The sequence below is a fragment of the Soehngenia longivitae genome, assembly GCF_004684055.1.
GTDB lineage: Bacteria > Bacillota > Clostridia > Tissierellales > Tissierellaceae > Soehngenia > Soehngenia longivitae.
Map to the genome: position 1 here is coordinate 94,284 of NZ_SRIB01000006.1, position 19,129 is coordinate 113,412.

19 protein-coding genes, 2 tRNA genes and 2 other annotated features are annotated in these 19,129 nt (G+C 31.4%); of the genes, 20 read left to right on the forward strand and 1 reads right to left on the reverse strand.

What is annotated here, in order from left to right; genetic code table 11:
- Positions 1 to 8 precede the first annotated feature (8 nt).
- Positions 9 to 2,672, forward strand: coding sequence for a valine--tRNA ligase (locus E4100_RS05450; RefSeq protein WP_135271033.1), 2,664 nt, complete (start codon positions 9 to 11; stop codon positions 2,670 to 2,672).
- Positions 2,669 to 3,967, forward strand: coding sequence for a bifunctional folylpolyglutamate synthase/dihydrofolate synthase (locus E4100_RS05455; protein WP_135271034.1), 1,299 nt, complete (start codon positions 2,669 to 2,671; stop codon positions 3,965 to 3,967). Before E4100_RS05450 ends, E4100_RS05455 begins: the two co-directional genes overlap by 4 nt.
- Before the next feature lie 31 nt (positions 3,968 to 3,998).
- Here E4100_RS05455 and E4100_RS05460 read toward each other — a convergent pair whose 3' ends face one another.
- Positions 3,999 to 4,523 (reverse strand): DUF4364 family protein, encoded by a 525-nt coding sequence (locus E4100_RS05460; RefSeq protein WP_135271035.1) that lies wholly within the window; start codon positions 4,521 to 4,523, stop codon positions 3,999 to 4,001.
- An 82-nt stretch (positions 4,524 to 4,605) separates the two neighbouring features.
- Between E4100_RS05460 and E4100_RS09305 the strand changes: the two genes are divergently transcribed.
- The 18 genes from E4100_RS09305 (at position 4,606) to pheS (ending at position 19,115) form a co-directional block, all read left to right on the forward strand.
- Positions 4,606 to 4,764: a hypothetical protein gene (locus E4100_RS09305; protein ID WP_167792085.1), complete on the forward strand. Its 159-nt coding sequence runs from the start codon at positions 4,606 to 4,608 to the stop codon at positions 4,762 to 4,764.
- A complete protein-coding gene (gene hpt, locus E4100_RS05465) occupies positions 4,754 to 5,275 on the forward strand; it encodes a hypoxanthine phosphoribosyltransferase (RefSeq protein WP_135271061.1) in 522 nt (173 codons plus the stop codon). Before E4100_RS09305 ends, hpt begins: the two co-directional genes overlap by 11 nt.
- Before the next feature lie 17 nt (positions 5,276 to 5,292).
- Positions 5,293 to 6,243: a CPBP family intramembrane glutamic endopeptidase gene (locus tag E4100_RS05470; RefSeq protein WP_135271036.1), complete on the forward strand. Its 951-nt coding sequence runs from the start codon at positions 5,293 to 5,295 to the stop codon at positions 6,241 to 6,243.
- 19 nt (positions 6,244 to 6,262) lie between these two features.
- Entirely contained in the window at positions 6,263 to 7,006 is a 744-nt protein-coding gene (locus E4100_RS05475) for a class I SAM-dependent DNA methyltransferase (RefSeq protein WP_167792086.1), read from the forward strand.
- A 17-nt stretch (positions 7,007 to 7,023) separates the two neighbouring features.
- A complete protein-coding gene (hslO, locus tag E4100_RS05480; protein WP_135271038.1) occupies positions 7,024 to 7,908 on the forward strand; it encodes an Hsp33 family molecular chaperone HslO in 885 nt (294 codons plus the stop codon).
- 58 nt (positions 7,909 to 7,966) lie between these two features.
- Positions 7,967 to 8,041, forward strand: a tRNA-Gly gene (locus E4100_RS05485).
- A gap of 3 nt (positions 8,042 to 8,044) precedes the next feature.
- Positions 8,045 to 8,119 (forward strand) — tRNA-Cys (locus tag E4100_RS05490).
- A 64-nt stretch (positions 8,120 to 8,183) separates the two neighbouring features.
- On the forward strand, positions 8,184 to 8,927 hold the full coding sequence (locus E4100_RS05495) for a DUF6873 family GME fold protein (protein ID WP_135271039.1): 744 nt from the start codon (positions 8,184 to 8,186) through the stop codon (positions 8,925 to 8,927).
- 13 nt (positions 8,928 to 8,940) lie between these two features.
- Entirely contained in the window at positions 8,941 to 10,260 is a 1,320-nt protein-coding gene (gene hisS / locus E4100_RS05500) for a histidine--tRNA ligase (protein WP_135271040.1), read from the forward strand.
- 55 nt (positions 10,261 to 10,315) lie between these two features.
- Positions 10,316 to 10,501 (forward strand) — a binding site (T-box leader).
- A 41-nt stretch (positions 10,502 to 10,542) separates the two neighbouring features.
- Positions 10,543 to 12,447 carry a threonine--tRNA ligase gene (thrS, locus tag E4100_RS05505; protein WP_135271041.1) on the forward strand — a complete coding sequence of 635 codons (1,905 nt, stop codon included), beginning with the start codon at positions 10,543 to 10,545 and terminating at the stop codon, positions 12,445 to 12,447.
- 18 nt (positions 12,448 to 12,465) lie between these two features.
- A complete protein-coding gene (pepV, locus tag E4100_RS05510) occupies positions 12,466 to 13,863 on the forward strand; it encodes a dipeptidase PepV (protein WP_135271042.1) in 1,398 nt (465 codons plus the stop codon).
- Positions 13,864 to 13,919: 56 nt separating this feature from the next.
- Positions 13,920 to 14,054, forward strand: a sequence feature (ribosomal protein L20 leader region).
- Positions 14,031 to 14,573, forward strand: a complete 543-nt coding sequence (gene infC / locus E4100_RS05515; protein WP_135271043.1) for a translation initiation factor IF-3 — start codon at positions 14,031 to 14,033, stop codon at positions 14,571 to 14,573. (Overlaps the previous feature by 24 nt.)
- An 18-nt stretch (positions 14,574 to 14,591) precedes the next feature.
- Positions 14,592 to 14,786 (forward strand): 50S ribosomal protein L35, encoded by a 195-nt coding sequence (gene rpmI, locus E4100_RS05520; RefSeq protein WP_135271044.1) that lies wholly within the window; start codon positions 14,592 to 14,594, stop codon positions 14,784 to 14,786.
- 26 nt (positions 14,787 to 14,812) lie between these two features.
- Complete coding sequence (gene rplT / locus E4100_RS05525) at positions 14,813 to 15,163, forward strand: 50S ribosomal protein L20 (RefSeq protein WP_135271045.1); 351 nt, start codon at positions 14,813 to 14,815, stop codon at positions 15,161 to 15,163.
- A gap of 61 nt (positions 15,164 to 15,224) precedes the next feature.
- Positions 15,225 to 16,571 (forward strand): TrkH family potassium uptake protein, encoded by a 1,347-nt coding sequence (locus E4100_RS05530; protein WP_135271046.1) that lies wholly within the window; start codon positions 15,225 to 15,227, stop codon positions 16,569 to 16,571.
- A 12-nt stretch (positions 16,572 to 16,583) separates the two neighbouring features.
- Complete coding sequence (locus E4100_RS05535; RefSeq protein WP_135271047.1) at positions 16,584 to 17,240, forward strand: potassium channel family protein; 657 nt, start codon at positions 16,584 to 16,586, stop codon at positions 17,238 to 17,240.
- Positions 17,233 to 18,027: a TrmH family RNA methyltransferase gene (locus E4100_RS05540; protein ID WP_135271048.1), complete on the forward strand. Its 795-nt coding sequence runs from the start codon at positions 17,233 to 17,235 to the stop codon at positions 18,025 to 18,027. The genes E4100_RS05535 and E4100_RS05540 overlap by 8 nt, the downstream gene beginning before the upstream one ends.
- Before the next feature lie 65 nt (positions 18,028 to 18,092).
- Positions 18,093 to 19,115 (forward strand): phenylalanine--tRNA ligase subunit alpha, encoded by a 1,023-nt coding sequence (pheS, locus tag E4100_RS05545; RefSeq protein ID WP_135271049.1) that lies wholly within the window; start codon positions 18,093 to 18,095, stop codon positions 19,113 to 19,115.
- The last annotated feature ends 14 nt before the right edge of the window (positions 19,116 to 19,129 follow it).

Here is a 19,129-nt window from a genome sequence, read left to right on the forward strand (position 1 = left end):
GGATTTGAATGCGAGAAAACTTACCAAAGAATTACAATCCAAAAGAATTTGAGGAAAAACTATATGAATATTGGAATGAAAACGGATATTTTACACCAAAAGTGGACAATTCAAAGAAACCATATACCATTATGATGCCGCCACCAAATGTAACTGGGACATTGCATATGGGACATGCTCTAAACAACACTATACAAGATATTTTGATTAGGTACAAAAGAATGCAAGGCTTTGAAGCTTTGTGGTTGCCCGGTACTGATCACGCAAGTATATCTACAGAGGCAAAAGTCGTCGAAAAGTTAAAAAGCGAAGGGAAATCAAAAGAGGAGTTAGGTAGAGAGAAATTTTTAGAAGAGTCATGGGAATGGACAAAAGTTTATGGTGGAAGAATTAAGAATCAATTAAAAAAACTTGGGGTTTCATGTGATTGGTCGCGTGAAAGATTCACATTAGATGAACACATGAACAAAGCTGTGACTGAGATGTTTGTTCGATTATATGAAAAAGGTTTGATATATAGAGGCGATAGAATTATCAATTGGTGTCCAAATTGCCATACTGCAATTTCAGATGCAGAAGTTGAGCATGAAGATACTCATAGATATATGTATTATATAAGATACCCACTTAAAGATGAAAATGATGGAATTATTATAGCAACTACAAGACCAGAAACCATGTTTGGTGATCTAGCAATAGCAGTCAATCCAAACGATGAAAGATATAAAGAGTATATAGGAAAGACAGCAATATTGCCACTTTCAAATAGAGAAATACCTATAATTGCAGATGAATATGTAGAAATGGATTTTGGAACAGGGGCCTTAAAGATTACGCCATCTCACGATCCTAATGATTTTGAAGTTGGAGAAAGACATAATTTAGGACATTTAATTGTCTTAGATGAAGATGCTAGAATAAATGAAAACGGTGGTATATACAAAGGACTTGATAGATTTGATGCAAGAAAGAAAGTAGCAGAAGATTTAAAAGAGCAAGGTTATTTGATTGACATTAAAGAATACGAGAATGCTGTAGGCCACTGTGAACGATGTAAAACTGTAATAGAGCCAATCATATCTAAGCAATGGTTTGTCAAAATGGAGCCTTTGGCGAAACCTGCAATTGATGCTTACAACAATGGTGAGTTGAAGTTTATTCCAGATAGATTTGGTAAAGTATATCTTCATTGGTTAGAAAACATTAGAGATTGGTGCATTTCAAGACAACTTTGGTGGGGTCATAGACTTCCAGTTTATTATTGCGAAAGTTGTGGTGAAGTGATTGTTAGTAGAGATGAAGTAGAAAAATGTAATGTATGCGGTAGCTACAATATAAAGCAAGATACTGATACACTAGATACATGGTTTTCATCAGGTTTATGGCCTTTTTCAACATTGGGATGGCCTGACAAAACCCCAGATTTAGAATACTTTTTTCCAACAGATACTTTGGTAACAGGATATGACATAATATTTTTCTGGGTTATTAGAATGGTTGTAACTAGTTTAAGTGAGATGGGGGAAGTTCCATTTAAAGATGTATTTTTAACTGGACTTGTAAGAGATTCTCAAGGGAGGAAAATGAGTAAATCCTTGGGAAATGGCATAGACCCTTTAGAGATAATCGATGAGTATGGTGCTGATGCTTTGAGATTTACTTTAGTAACTGGAAATTCACCTGGAAATGACATGAGATTTTATATAGAAAGAGTAGAGGCTAATAGAAACTTTGCAAATAAGTTATGGAATGCTTCACGATTTCTATTAATGAACTTAGAGGAAAACTTCTCTAGCTTAAGTGACGAGGAAATGGAGTTAGTAGATGAAGACAAATGGATACTTACTAAATTAAATGAAATTATTCCTCAGATAAATGATAATTTAGATAAATATGAATTGGGCCTTGCTGCTGAAAAAATATATAATTTTTTATGGGAAGATTATTGTGATTGGTATATAGAGATGGTAAAAACGAGATTGTATGGAGAAGATGGGCTAAATAAGAAAACTGCGCAAACAGTGCTTTTAAGAGTTTTGAAAGAAATACTGAAATTACTACATCCATTTATGCCATTTATAACAGAAGAAATTTGGCAACATTTACCAGAGACAGAAAAACCATTGATCATAGAGAATTGGCCAATAAAAAATGATAACATGGTATTTGAGAGAGAAAAAGAAGAAATTGACTACATTAAAACTGCTATAAAAGCGATTAGAAACATTAGGTCAGAAATGAATGTGCCAATGAGCAAAAAATCAAAACTCATATTTGTACCAGACAATGAAGAAATTAAAGAGACCATATTAAAGAATTCAAGGAAATTCATCACTCTTGCTAGTGCAGAAGACTTAGAAATTGAAAATAAGAATATAAAGTTTGGGACTGATTATGTCTCTATAGTATTAGAAAAATGTGAAGTATATATGCCACTAAAAGATTTGATTGACATTACTAAAGAAATAGAAAGGTTAGATAAAGAAAGATTAAGACTAGAAGATGAGATCAATAGAGTTGACAAAAAACTCGCAAATGAAGGTTTTGTATCAAAAGCACCGAAGAACATAATCGATGAAGAAAAGCAAAAGAAAATAAAATACACTCAAATGCTCGAATCAGTAAAAGACAGGTTAAAGATTTTGCAAAACATAGTGGAGGAAGACAAATGAATTATCAAGAAGCCTTAAGTTTCATAGATGATAAAAACAAGTATGGATCTAGATTAGGGCTGGATTCAATTAAAAAGCTCTTATCACTTCTTAATAATCCACATCATCATTTGAAGTACATTCATGTTGCAGGGACAAATGGGAAAGGCTCAACTAGTGCATATTTATCGAGCTGCTTAATGGAAGCAGGATATAAAACAGGATTGTATACATCTCCTCACCTAGAAAGGTTTACTGAGAGAATTCAAGTAAACGGAAATGAAATATCAGAAAAAGATGTGGCAATGCTTACTGAAGAAGTTAAAAAAGCATGCGATGAAATGGTAAAGTTAGGATTTGAACATCCAACCACTTTTGAAATAATAACAGCAATAGGATTTTTGTATTTTTATAGAAACAATGTAGAGATAGTCGTGTTAGAAGTTGGATTAGGAGGAAAAGGCGATGCAACAAATGCAATTGAGTCATCGCTTGCATCAGTTATAACAACTATATCATACGATCATATGGAAGTTTTAGGTAATACATTAGAAGAAATAGCAATACAAAAGGCAGGGATTATTAAAGATAATGGAATAGTAATATCTTATCCAAAATCTAATGAAGCTCAGGAAGCTATAAAAAAGATTGCCTATGAAAAAAATGCTACCTTTGTTGAAGTCCCAATTAAGAATGCAGACATAAAATATTTATCAGAAGATTACAGTATATTTGATTTTCATTATAAAAATCATATTATAGAAAATATCAGGACAAATTTAATAGGTAAACATCAAATTTACAATGCAACGACGGCTATCACTACTTTGTTAGTATTAAGTGACTGTGGGCTTATAAAAATATCTTATGACAATATAAAAAGTGGAATAGAGAAAACGGTATGGCATGGCAGGATTGAACTTTTAAGACATAAACCCAAATTCATAATAGATGGGGCCCATAACCTTGAAGGAGTAGAGAATCTTGTTAAAGCTTTGAACAACTTCAAATTTGACAGACTAATACTGGGTATTGCAATACTAAAGGATAAAGACTTTGATCACATGTTAAGGTTACTGGTGCCTATGGCAGATGTTATAATTGCAACAGAAGCTAACACTGATAGAAGACTAAATGCAGAGATAATGAAAGAACAGATAGAAAAAATATGGACTAAAGACGATGTAATTGTTGAGAAAGATATTAAAAAGGCTGTAGAAAGGGCATTATTAATTGCCAATGAAAATGATTTGATATTGTTTACAGGGTCTCTTTATATGATTGGAGAAGTAAGAGAAGCAGCTAAAATCAAATGATTTTAGCTGCATCTAGCTTAAGGTTAATGAATCATATAAATAAATCTAAAATTGACTTGTGGTAAAATACAGGATTTTCTTTCCACTTTTTACACAATAATTTAGCTTGACTTTCAGTAGGGACACTAACATATAAACTGAATAAAATTTCATCTTTCTCAATGAGTTTAAGATTGACATTGTATTCTCCACTTTCTTTAAGATAGTAATCAGCAATAACATCTTCTTTTTGTTGTTTAGGATTTCTTGAATTATTAAATAAATTTAACAATATGCTTTTTTCTTTGTCTCCTAGAATATCTTTTAAATAATCTAGAGCTTGAGTGCCTTTATCTGTTATTAAATACTTGACTTCATTATCATCCTTTAATTCTGCAACATACTGATTTTCAAGTAACTCTATTAGATATTCTTGAATGAGAAAATAATTCAAATCGAATCTATCAATGAGAAGTTCGGTCAATTTAATATTATCAATAAGAGTGGGAGATTCCTTTATAGTATATAGTATAATAAGCTTAAACCTAGCTATTTCTTGTGAGTTAATATTGTACATAGCATCACCTTTATATTAATTTATATTAATTATATCACATAAAGCTAAATTTCAAATACTTATACTTTTCAAGGAGGGAAAAATGAACACAAAGTTAGTAATTGGTGTTATAATATTTGTAATATTATTCAGCATGCAATACACAATGAATTTGATTTTAAGAGAATTGAGAGAAATAAAATTAGATCATAAGAAACTACTGTTAGAAATAGAAAGGAGAGAAAAGAGTGATTCAGAATAAAAAAGAGAGAGTGCTTTTTGCAAGAGAGGATATTGCATACAGAATTAGGGAAATGGGGATAGAGATAAGTGAATATTATAAAGGAAACGAAATAGTTGTAATATCATTACTAAGAGGTAGCTTTATATTTACGTCTGATTTAGTGAGAGAGATAAAGTCGCCTGTTGAAGTTGATTTTATGACGACAGCAAGTTATGGAGATGAGGAAGTATCTTCGGGGATGGTTAATATCCTTCAAGATATAAGAACGGATATAAAAAATAGAGATGTTCTAATTGTAGATGATATTATAGATACTGGAAATACCTTATCAAAAGTTATTGAACACTTAAGCAAAAAACAACCTAAATCGATAAAAATATGCGTTATGCTTGACAAACCTAGCCGTAGAAAAGTTGATTTACAGCCTGATTTTTCAGGATTTGTCATACCCGATGTATTTATTGTAGGTTATGGTCTAAACTATGGTAATTATTATAGGAATATTCCTTATATTTTCACTTTTGAATAATTAAAAGGAGCGTGAAGATGGAAAATAGAAGAGTACCTACAATAAATGAATCTAATTTGATATATTTAGTACTTGGGATATTATTGCTAACTTTAGGTAGCGTAGTCCAACAAATTAATTTAAATATAGGTTTAATTATCACTGAATATTTATTGGTTCTCTTACCAGTAATATTATTTTTAAGGTATAAGAATTACTCAATTAGAGAAGTTTTGAGGTTAAATTTTATTAATTTTAATCAAGCAGTATTTGTTTTTTTTATTATACTATTTTCATATCCAATTGCTGTATTTTTAAATTTTATTGTAAGTACAATACTAAGTAATTTTACTAATGCTACAAACACAGGAGTACCAATTCCATTAAGTTTAAATGAATTTTTAATTAGCTTATTTGTTATAGGAGTAACTCCTGGGATATGTGAAGAAGTGTTATTCAGAGGTATGATGCTAAATTCCTATGAAAAGTTAGGGAAAAATAAGGCTATAATTATAACAGCAATATTATTCGGATTATTTCATTTTAATTTATTCAATCTCATTGGTCCTATGTTCCTTGGAATTATTTTAGGAATTGTCTATTTTAAAACAAATAGTATAATAGCATCAATGTGGGGACACTTTATTAATAATTCTTTAGCTTTGACAATAGGTTATTTTGCAATGCAAAGGGTCGGAGAACTAGAAGATATTGTCGTAAACAATCCTGAAATAAATCAATACCAAGAAATAAAAGTGACGATTATAGTATTATTCATAATCTCTACAATATCAGCATTGATGTTGAGGACCTTAATAGTTCATTTCCCAGAGAAAAAAGATAAAATAGATAACATTGACATAGATGAACAAATTGAATATGAGATTGAAGAAAGCACTGAAGTAATTGAAAAGATAAATTGGGCTCCAGTGGGAATTGTGATATTGATATTCATATTTGTTAATGCGATGTTTTTTATAACACTATAATGAAAGGCATGATTAAATCTTGAATATTTATGAAAAATTTGCATTGATTTATGATGAGCTAATTGATGATATTGACTATAAGACATGGGGAGATTTTATCAATAAAATTTTAGAATTAAAGGATTTAACCCCCCAAAACACATTAGAAATGGCTTGTGGAACTGGGAAATTAACAGTCGAACTATCAAAATTTATATCTAATATCGATGCTTTTGATCTTTCATCGGATATGCTTTCTATAGCTTACAATAAATTTAAAGACAACAGGAATGTGAGATTGTATAATTTAGACATGAAAAATTTTAAATTCAATAAGAAATATGATTTAGTTATTTGTGGATGTGATAGTTTAAATTATATTACTAATCCAGATGATCTTAATAAAATTTTTTTCAATGTTAAAGAACATTTAAATCAAAATGGATTATTTATTTTTGATATCAACTCTTATTATAAAATTTCAAAAATAATTGGTAACAATATATTTTTAAATGACAAAGATGGCATATTTTACACTTGGGACAGTTCATATGATGAAAAATCAGAAATATGTGATTATTTTCTTACTTTTTTTGTTTTAAAAAGCCATAACTTATATGAGAGATTTGATGAACATCATAGGCAAAAAGCATATAAAACTGAATATATTGAAAGAAAGCTAATTGAAAATGGATTTAGAAGTGTATATAAGTACAGTGATTATTCATTTGAACAAATAAACGATACAACGCAACGAATATGCTTTGTAGCGAGTATAAATTAAAGAAAGAGAGGGTAAGTATGAAGGACTACTTAGTGAGAGCCATAGATAAAGATAAAAAGGTTAGAATTTATGCAGCAACAACTACTAATTTAGTAGATCATGCTAGAAAGATTCATGCTACTTCTCCGACAGCAACGGCTGCTTTAGGAAGAGCATTGACTGCAGGAGTTATTATGGGTGCAATGATGAAAAATGACAAAGATTTACTGACACTAAAGATATCTGGAGGAGGACCACTAGGAGATATAGTAATAGTTTCAAGAAACAATGGGAAAGTAAAAGGGTTAGTTGGGAATCCATTAGCAGATGCACCAAGCACAAAAGAAGGCAAATTGAATGTAGGGGCAGTTGTTGGAAATGACGGGTTGGTCACTGTGATCATGGATTTAGGATTAAAGGAACCTTATGTTGGACAAGCAAATATTATATCAGGTGAAATAGCAGAAGATATTGCAAACTACTATATGAACTCTGAGCAAGTTCCAACAGCAGTTGCTTTAGGTGTGCTTGTAGATAAAGATACTTCAGTTAAAGCATCTGGTGGATATATATTACAACTATTGCCAGGTATAAAGGATGATGAAATAGAACAAATTGAAAACATTTTAAAGAATATAAAACCAATTTCTACACTGATAAATGAAGGAAACACACCTGAAGAAATTATAAGAAAAATATTACCTGAATTTGTTATGGAGTTTATTGATAAGATCGATTTAGAATACAAATGTGATTGCAATAGAGAAAAGATTGAATCTATGTTGATAAGTTTAGGTAAGAAGGAAATAGAAGATATTATCAATGAAGATGGTAAAGCTGAGGTTGTATGCCATTTTTGCAATACAAAATATAATTTTGATAAGTCAGAATTAGAGAAAATACTATTGACAATTGATAAATAATCCTGTATACTTTCATTTGTGATTAGCTTGAGACAATTATTTGCCATTAAGCTAATATGCGGGAGTGGCTCAGTGGTAGAGCATCGCCTTGCCAAGGCGAGGGTCGCGAGTTCGAATCTCGTCTTCCGCTCCACAAGGCGGCATAGCCAAGCGGTAAGGCACAGGTCTGCAAAACCTCGATTCCCCGGTTCAAATCCGGGTGCCGCCTCCAAAGATAGTTATTTAAGACCTTCTGATTAATCAGAAGGTTTTTTTAATAAAAAAGGAGAATTAAATTGGAACCCTCTTTGATACCGAATGGGAAAGCAAATTTAGTAATAATCAATAGTAAAATAAGTGATGAGATTCGAAACAATTTAAAGAAATATTTCAAATACATTGTATATACATGCCCCAATTTTGATATCAATACATACTTGTCTTATCATGTTGATATGTCAATTCATCCTGTGGAGAAAAACACATTAGTAGTAGCTCCAAACGTGTATACATATTATAAAAAGCTGGAGAGCTATGGGATAAAAGTCATCGAGGGTATAAATAGGTTAAGGGATAAATATCCATATGATATTAGTTACAATTGTTTGGATATTGGAGAGTATTATCTTCATAATTCAAATTACACAGATAAAAATATATATGAATATTATTTAAAAAAAGGTGTAAACTGTATACACATAAAACAAGGATATTCAAAATGTTCAGTATTAATAGTTGACGCTAATCATTTTATTACTTCTGATAAAAACATGGCTAATCAACTTAATAAAATAGGGAAAAAGGTGTTGCTAATAAATCAAGGATTTATTGAATTGAGAGGAATGAACTATGGATTGATAGGTGGTTGCGGTGGGAATTATTCCCCTAATGAAATTTTACTTACAGGCAGCCTTTCAAATCATCCTGATTGTCAGAGAATCATTAAATTTATTACAGATGCAAAAGTTAATATTCACTATTTATCTCAAAACCCAATATCAGATATTGGAAGTATATATTGCTTTAAAGTTCATGAATAATAGGAGGAGAAAAATGCCAGAAAAAATAGTTAATCCAAGTATATTGCCAGGGTTTATGGAATTGCTTCCGAATGAGCAGATTTTGTTTAATAAGATGTTAGATAAAATTAAAAATAGTTATGAAAAATACGCTTTTCTTCCAATCGATACACCAGTGATTGAAAAATCAGAAATATTGTTAGCTAAAGGTGGTGGAGAAACCGAAAAACAAATATACAAAGTAGTAAAAGGAGATACTGATATGTCTCTTAGATTTGACCTTACGGTACCTTTAGCCAGATATGTAGCAATGCATTTTCATGAATTATCATTTCCTTTTAGGAGATATCATATTGGCAAAGTATATAGAGGAGAAAAAAATCAAAAAGGTAGATTTCGAGAGTTTTACCAAGCAGATATTGACATAATCGGAAACGGAGAATTGAGCATAATTAACGATGCTGAAATACCTTCTGTTATTTATACTACTTTCAAAGATTTAGGTTTTGACAATTTTACAATTAAGATAAACAATAGAAAATTATTGCAAGGATTCTTTGAATATCTAGGCATCAATAACTTTCATGAGGTTTTGAGAATTGTAGATAAATTAGATAAAATAGGGATCGATAAGGTTGAAAGAGAATTATTAGATATCGGTGTAGGTAAAGAAAAATTTGAACAAATTAAAAATTTCATTATGTTTGATGGGAATAATGCTTCAACACTTACGTTTCTGAAAGAATTAGAAATTGACAATATCCATTTTCAAACTGGCCTTGATGAACTTAAGACAATTACTCATTATATTGAAGTGTTTGGCGTGCCAAAGGATAACTTTAAGATAGATTTAACCATAGCTAGGGGCTTGGATTATTATACTGGAACAGTTTATGAAACATTTTTAAATGACTATCCTAAAATAGGTAGTATTTGCTCTGGAGGAAGGTATGACAATTTAAGCGAATTCTATACAAATCAAAAATTGCCAGGGGTGGGTATTTCAATAGGGCTTACAAGATTATTCTATCAGCTTAAAGAAGCTGGAATTATATCAGCTGACGATGAAGAACTAATAAAAGCCCTTATTATTCCAATGGAAAATTTTCTAGAACCAAGTATTGAGATTTCTAACAAGTTGAGAAATAACGGGATATCATGTCAAATTTATTTAGAAGATGCAAAGATGAGTAAGAAGTTAAATTATGCAAATAAGATAAAAGTTCCTTTTGTCATAATCATTGGTGAAGAAGAGGTTAAAAATGATGTATACACACTAAAAAACATGAAAACAGGAGAACAAACTACCAATAGTATAGAGGAAATCATAAACACACTTTTAGCATTTAAATAAAATATTGTTATTGACTATATAGTAAGATTTTGATATCATTTAGTAAACATAAATATGAAAAGCTATGACGGGAAGAGTAAATTGATTTAAATAAGCAAAGAGAGAGAAACAATAGCTGAAAGTTTCTTCTTATTTAGCAATTGAAAACCACCCCTGAGCTAACCTTTAAAAGGGATTCGCAAATAAGCGTTAATTAAAATGAGTATTAATTAGGGTGGAACCACGGTCTTTCGTCCCTACAGCAATGTAGGAGCGAAAGACTATTTTTTTAGGAGGGATAAAATGATAAAAGTAACATTGCCTGACGGCAGCATTAGAGAATACAACGAGGGAGTAGAAATATTAGGTGTAGTGGAAGACATATCAAAATCACTAGCAAGAGAAGCACTAGGTGTAGTAGTGAATGGTAAGATAATGGGATTACAAGAAAAATTAAATGAAGACTGCGACTTTCGAGTAGTAAAATTCGAAGATCCAGAAGGGAAAAAAATTTTTTGGCATACAACTTCTCACATAATGGCATTTGCAGTCCAAAGACTTTTCCCTGATGTAAAATTTGCTATTGGACCAGCAGTTGAAAGTGGTTTTTATTATGATTTAGATACTGAACACAGATTTACACCTGAAGATCTAGAGGAAATAGAATCTGAAATGAAAAAAATCATTTCAGAAGGGCATAAGCTTGAAAGGTATGAAATGCCAAGAGATGAAGCATTAAAGTACTTTAAGGAAAAGAATGAAGTATATAAAGTTGATCTTATTGAAAATTTACCTGAAGATGCAATAATATCATTTTACAAACTAGGTGATTTTATTGATTTATGTGCAGGGCCACATTTATATGATGTAAAAAAAGTCAAAGCAGTAAAATTACTAAGCATTGCTGGAGCTTATTGGCGTGGTGATGAGAACAATAAAATGCTTCAAAGAATTTATGGAATAAGTTTTGAAAAGAAAAAAGATCTTGATGAATATTTGGAAAGAATTGAGGAAGCAAAGAAGAGAGATCATAGGAAACTCGGCAAAGAACTAGATCTATTTAGTATGCATGATGAAGGACCTGGATTTCCTTTTTTCCATCCCTATGGTATGGTAATAAGAAACGAACTCGAGTCATTCTGGAGAAAAGAGCACATTAAGAGTGGCTACGGAGAAATAAAAACACCTTTGATATTAAATGAACAATTGTGGCATCAATCTGGGCATTGGGATCACTATAAAGAAAATATGTATTTTACAAAGATTGATGATGAAAATTTTGCTATCAAGCCAATGAACTGTCCAGGATCAATATTAATATATAAATCGAATATGTACAGTTACAGAGATTTTCCATTAAGATTGGCTGAGATGGGCTTAGTGCATAGGCATGAGCTCTCGGGAGCATTACATGGTTTAATGAGAGTAAGAAGTTTCACTCAAGATGATGCACATATATATGCGTTGCCTTCGCAAGTTAAGGATGAATTAAAGGGAATAATTGATTTAGCAGATTATATTTACAATATATTTGGTTTTAATTATAAAATAGAGCTTTCAACAAGGCCAGAGAATTCCATGGGAACTGATGAACAATGGGAATTAGCAACAAATAGCTTAATTGAGGCTTTAGATGAGAAAGGTATAGAATATAGGGTTAATGAAGGCGATGGAGCATTCTATGGACCAAAGATAGATTTTCATTTAGAGGACGCTATAGGTAGAACTTGGCAATGTGGGACAATACAATTGGATTTTCAAATGCCTGAAAGATTTGATTTGACTTATATTGACAGTGACAATGATAAAAAAAGACCTGTAATGATTCATAGGACAATATTAGGAAGCATGGAAAGGTTTATGGGAATATTGATCGAACACTATGCAGGTAAATTCCCTGTCTGGCTAGCTCCTGTACAAATTAAAATATTGCCAATATCAGATAAATTTAATGAATATGGAAATAATTTAAAGAAACGACTTGAAGAAATGGGCTTTAGGGTTGAAATAGATGATAGAGCTGAAAAAATCGGGTATAAGATAAGAGAAGCACAAGTTATGAAAATACCATATATGTTGGTCATTGGGGAAAAAGAGATAGAAAACGAAATGGTCTCTGTAAGAAAAAGAGATATAGGAGATATTGGTCAAATGAGTTTAGAAGAGTTTATAAATGTCGTTGATGAAGAAATAAAAAATAAAAAATAATTCTTAAGGAGGCACAAAATGGATTTTGACAAAGCAATAGAAGCATTAAAAGATGAGCTTATTTCATCGACGCAAGAGGTAATAAGAATAAAATCTGTAGAAGATGATCCACAAAAGGGCATGCCTTTTGGGAAAGGGCCATATGATGCTCTTTGTTATGTTTTAGACCTGGGTGAAAAATTAGGATTTAAAGCTAAAAATTTAGATGGATATGCTGGACATCTTGATTTTGGTGAAGGGGAAGAAGTTGTAGGTGTACTTGGACATTTGGATGTGGTGCCTGAAGGAGATGGATGGACTTTTCCACCTTATGGAGCAGAAATTCATGATAATAAGATTTACGGACGGGGGAGCATGGATGATAAAGGGCCTGTAATGGCTGCTTTATATAGTATGAAAGCTCTTAAAGACAGCGGAGTAAAATTAAATAAAAAGATAAGATTGATACTTGGAACAAATGAAGAAACTGGATGGGGTTGTATGCATCATTATTTTGCAAATGAAACACCTCCAAGCATGGCCTTTACACCAGATGCCGATTTTCCTGTAATCCATGGAGAAAAAGGAATTATTGTATTTGACTTAAAATATAAGATTGATTCATTAGAAGACGAAAGCTTTTCCCTATTGAGTTTAAAAGGCGGAAATGCTGCTAATATGGTTCCAGACTATGCTGAAGTTGTTATAAAGGTTGATTCAATTGATAAATCGATAGATGCATTGAGAAGATATGCAAATGAAAAAGGATATCAAGCTGACATTAAAGAAGATAATGGAAACTTGAAAGTGTCAGTAAATGGTAAATCAGCTCACGGAAGTACACCAGAAAAAGGAGAAAATGCAATTACCTATTTGTTAAATCTATTATATTCACATTTTAATGGGGAATCTAGTATTTATAATTTTCTAGACTGGTATGAGAAATCCTTAGCATTTAAATATAATGGTGAAAATTTTGGATGCGAATTTGAAGATGAATTATCCGGAAAATTGAATTTAAATGTGGGCGTTATTAAATTAGTTGGTGAAGAGATAATTCTTTCTATTAATATAAGATACCCGATATCTTATAAGAGGGAAGACATTTATAGTAGTATAAGAGCTCATTTAAAAGGGTTGCCAATTGAAATAATAGAAGGCAACTCGGATAAAGATCCATTGTATGTGCCAAAAGACGATGTTTTAGTTCAAACTTTAATGAAGGTATATCAAGAACAAACTGGGGATTATGGAACTGAACCACTAGTAATAGGCGGTGGAACATATGCTAGAGCTATGAAAAATGCTGTCGCATTTGGACCTGTTTTTCCAGGGCAAGAAGAATTAGCTCATCAGAAAGATGAATTTATTTCAATTGATAATTTAGTTAAGCTTACGCAGATATACACGCATGCATTATATGAGTTAGCAAAATAAATTTGACAAAAATAAATATTTAACTTATAATTAGTTGGTAATTTAATATAATTTAATTTTTCAAGAAGAAGTTTCCGCTTCTCACCTTATAGTATCGTGCTCATAAGGTTATGTAAGATGATTGATTGTACAATACACTATTTTTGAGTGTATTTAAGCGGACACTTTTGTGTCCGCTAATTTTTTTGTGGAGGTGTAGGATTATAAAAGAACTTCAAATCAATGAAGAGATTAGAGAAAAAGAGGTTAGATTAATTGATGTCGACGGGACTCAACTTGGGATTGTACCAATAAAAAAAGCACTTGAGATTGCTAATGAGAGAAGACTTGATTTAGTGAATGTTGCTCCAACTGCAAATCCACCAGTTTGTAGAATTCTCGATTATGGCAAATACAAATATGAATTGACTAAGAAAGAGAAAGAGGCTAGGAAAAATCAAAAGATAATTAATGTTAAGGAGATAAGATTGACTCCTAACATTGAAGAACATGATTTACAAGTGAAAGCAAATCGAGCTATAGAGTTCTTAAAAGATGGTGATAAAGTAAAAGTATCAGTTCGTTTTAAAGGCAGAGAGATGGGGCATACTGAAATGGGAGAAGAAGTTTTAAAAGACTTTTTAAACCTTCTTGATGAATATGGAAAAGTTGAAAAAGAAGCTAAAATGGAAGGCAGAAACTTAGTGGTAATATTAGTACCAAAAGCATAACAAAGGGAGGAAAATCAATTGAGAAAGATGAAAACACATAGAGCTTCAGCTAAGAGATTTAAAAGAACAGCGACAGGCGAATTAAAGAGGTACAAAGCATATAAAAGCCATAAAACAGGAAAAAAATCGGCAAAGAGAGTTAGAAATTTAAGAAAAGGCACTTTGGTAAGTGCTAGTGACAAGAGAAGAATAAATTCAATGTTACCAAATTAATTATATCGTGTTAGGAGGAGAACATAATGGCAAGAGTAAAAAGAGGAGTAAATGCAAAGAAAAGACATAAAAAAGTATTAAAACAAGCAAAAGGATATTATGGTGCTAAAAGTAAATTGTTTAGACCTGCTAATCAAGCAGTAATGAAATCGCTAAATTATTCATATATTGGTAGAAAACAAAGGAAAAGAGAATTCCGAAAGCTTTGGATTGCAAGAATAAATGCAGCATCAAGACAAAATGGGTTGAGCTATAGCAAATTTATAAATGGCTTGAAAAAAGCTAATATAGAAGTAAATAGAAAGATGCTTTCTGAAATGGCAATCAATGATGCTGAAGGTTTTGCAAAATTAGTTGAGATAGCTAAAAACGCTTAATGCATAACATAAGTTCCAAAATTGGAACTTTTTTGCATTTTAGTTCAATTTGGAGGACATTATGGAATTAATCAAAAGTCATTTGTTTATTAGGTTTAAGTTAAATCCACCCCGAATACTAGCTTTAGGGTTTATGTTACTTATTATCATTGGTGCGCTATTACTAAATTTACCTATCGCTTCTCAAAATGGAGAGAGTATAGGTTTTATAAATGCACTCTTTACCTCAGCATCTGCAGTTTGCGTCACTGGACTTGTAGTAGTAAATACAGCTACTCACTGGACATTATTTGGCCAGACAGTTATTATACTTTTAATCCAAATGGGTGGACTCGGTATTATGACCATGGCGACAATTGTTGCAATGATTTCAGGCAGAAAAATTTCTTTAAAAGAGAGGCTTGTAATTAAAGAACAATTAAATCAAGAAACTCTATCTGGCCTTGTAAAATTGACAAAATACGTTATTTATTTAACCCTTTTTATCGAAGGTATTGGAGCTTTATTTTTGTCAATCAAATTCATACCTCAATTTGGTTTAATTAAGGGAATTTGGTTTTCAGTATTCCATGCAGTCTCTGCTTTTTGTAATGCTGGCTTTGATATAACGGGAAATAGTTTAATGGATTATAACAATTCTGTATTAGTCATGCTTACAGTAGCATCTTTAATAGTATTGGGAGGAATAGGATTTGGTGTAATATTAGACGTTGTGCGAAATAGAAAATGGAGAAAACTATCACTTCATTCAAAACTAGCAATTTCTTTTACAGTTTTTTTAATATTTTTTGGTACAATAATCTTTTATATTTTAGAATCAAATAACCCATTGACAATGCAAGAATTTACATTTAAAGAAAAGACTTTAGCATCGTTATTTGCATCAATTACACCGCGTACAGCAGGTTTTAATTCGATTGATGTCGCTGGAATGAATCAAAGTAGTACTTTATTGACAATTATATTGATGTTTATTGGGGGTTCACCAGGATCAACCGCAGGCGGAGTTAAAACTGTAACTATGCTAGTATTGATTATTTCTACTATAAGCATAATCAAAGGAGAAAGAGATGTAGAAGTTTTTAAGAGAAGAATTCCTTATGAAACAATTTTTAAATCAATTGCAATTATAATGATAGGAATAGCTTTGGTGTTTTTTGTAACTTTTATATTAACTTTGACTGAAGATCAAGAATTTTTAAATATATTATTTGAGACAACATCTGCATTTGGTACTGTAGGACTATCAAGAGGTATTACTCCAGAATTGAGTAACGCAGGTAAGTTGATTTTGACTTTAACTATGTATTCTGGGAGAGTAGGTCCGCTAACATTAGCATTTGCAGTTGGTTATAAAGAAGAACATAAGAGATTTAGATATGCAGAAGGAAATATTACGGTAGGTTAATGGGGGTCTATGATGAAATCATTTGTTGTTGTTGGATGTGGCAGGTTTGGATCAGCAGTTGCTGAGACATTGTATAATTTAGGAAATGAAGTTTTAGCTATTGACGGAGATGAAGAAGTTATAGAAGCAATTTCGGGCCATGTTACACATGCGGTTCAGGCAGACGTAATGGATGAAAACGTCATGAGAGAACTCGGAATAAGAAATTTTGATGTAGCTGTCATAAGTATTGCATCAAATTTAGAAGCTTCTATTTTAGCAACTTTAATAGTGAAGGAATTGGGTGTAAAAAAAGTTGTTGCGAAAGCACAATCAGATTTACACGGAAAAGTTTTAAGAAAGATTGGTGCTGATAAAGTTATATTTCCTGAAAGAGATATGGGAGTTAGAGTTGCACACAACTTATCATCGAAAGGGATTATTGATTTTATTGAATTATCACCAGAATACAGTATTATGGAGATACAGTCTGTAAAACAATGGACAGGCAAAAGTTTAGCACAGCTTAGGCTTAGAAATAAATATGGGATTAATGTAATGGCTATTAAAAGAGGCTCAGACATAAACGTTTCACCTGGGCCAGATGATGTTATATGTGAAGGAGATATTTTGCTAGCTTTGGGCAGTATATCTGATATGGCTAGAATAGAGGAAAAAACAAGTGAATGATATAAGAAGAATTTCATCTAGAGAAAATAAATTTATAAAATTAGTAAGAAGCTTAGAAAATAGAAATTCTAGATGGAACAAAAACTTATTCATAATAGAAGGCGAAAAAATATTATTAGAAGCTTTAGAATACAATCAAAGAATAGAGTGCATAATGATTTCGGAAAAAGCTAATTTAAGCGAAACTATAACTCAGAGTTTATCACGAAAAATGGATAAAACTGATGTATTTGTATTAGACCATAAATTGTTCGAATCCATAAGTAAATTAGAAAATTCGCAAGGGATTTTGGCAGTTGTTAATTTTAGATTGTCTAATATAAAAGATATTCAGTCAAATAGCATTCTGCTTTATTCTGATGGAATTCAAGATCCTGGGAATTTAGGCACTATTATTAGAACAATTGATGCATTTGGATTAGATGGTTTGATTCTTGGGGCAAATACTGTTGATCCATACAATCCAAAAGTAATAAGAGCAACCATGGGATCCATTTTTAGGGTCCCAATTTTTTTAAACAGTATAGGAAGAGAAGGGATATTAGAGCTCAAAAATAGAGGTTTTAGATTCTTAGCAACTATACCTAAAGATGGGATTCCAGTTAATGAATTTGACTTTAAAAGTGGAGATATCATTGTGATTGGAAATGAAGGCAGAGGTGTTTCAGATATTGTTAAAGAATTAGCTTCTGATTTTTTAATGATTAATATGAAAGGGAATGCAGAATCTCTGAATGCTAGCATTGCAGCATCAATTATCATGTATGAAATATCGACTAAGATTTAAAAAATATGGTATAATAAAGTAATGCATTTATCTATTTTACAATTTTATATTGAAAGGAGCATATGATGGAAAATAAGCTCAATGAATTGCTAAAATCGGCAATAGAAGAAATAAAAAAATCCAATGACTTAAACGATATTGAAAAAATTAGAATTAAATATCTGGGCAAAAAAGGTCAATTGACTTTAATATTAAGAGAGATGGGGAATCTATCTAAAGAATTAAGACCTATAATAGGCCAAAAAGCAAATGAAGTTCGCTTTGAGATAGAAAGAATACTAGATGAGACTAAAACAAAGCTTGAACAACAGGAGAAATTTGAAAAAATTAGAATTGAAACAATAGATATTACTGAAAGAAGGAAGGTTAACTATTTAGGTCATAAACATCCACTACTCCAAACCATAAAGGAATTAGAAGATTTATTTATTAGTATGGGATTTAATGTTGTCACAGGTCCTGAGATAGAAACGGTAGAAAATAATTTTGACATGTTAAATTCACCCGAAAACCATCCTTCTAGAGATCTATCTGACACTTTTTATATAAATGACAAACTATTGTTAAGAACACATACTTCACCAGTTCAAATTAGGGCAATGATGAAATACAATGCACCACTAAAAATAATTTCTGCTGGTCGAACTTTTAGATTTGATGATGTTGATGACACCCATTCTCCTATGTTTCACCAATTAGAAGGGCTAGTTGTAGATGAGAATATTTCAATGGCAAATTTAAAATATACTCTAGATATATTTATCAAAGAATTGTTTGGGAAAGACATGAAAACTAGATACAGGCCACATTATTTTCCATTTACTGAACCAAGTGCTGAAGTTGATGTAACTTGTGTAGAATGTAGAGGAGAGGGGTGCCCTCATTGCAATTATACTGGTTGGTCAATGGAATTATTAGGATGTGGAATGGTTCATCCAAAAGTCTTAGAAAATTGCGGAATAGATTCAGAAAAATACACTGGTTTTGCATTTGGAATGGGTGTTGATAGGATTACAATGGTTAAATATGGCATCAAAGATATAAGACTATTGTTTGACAATGACAATAGATTTTTAGAACAGTTTTAGCAAAGGGTGTGATT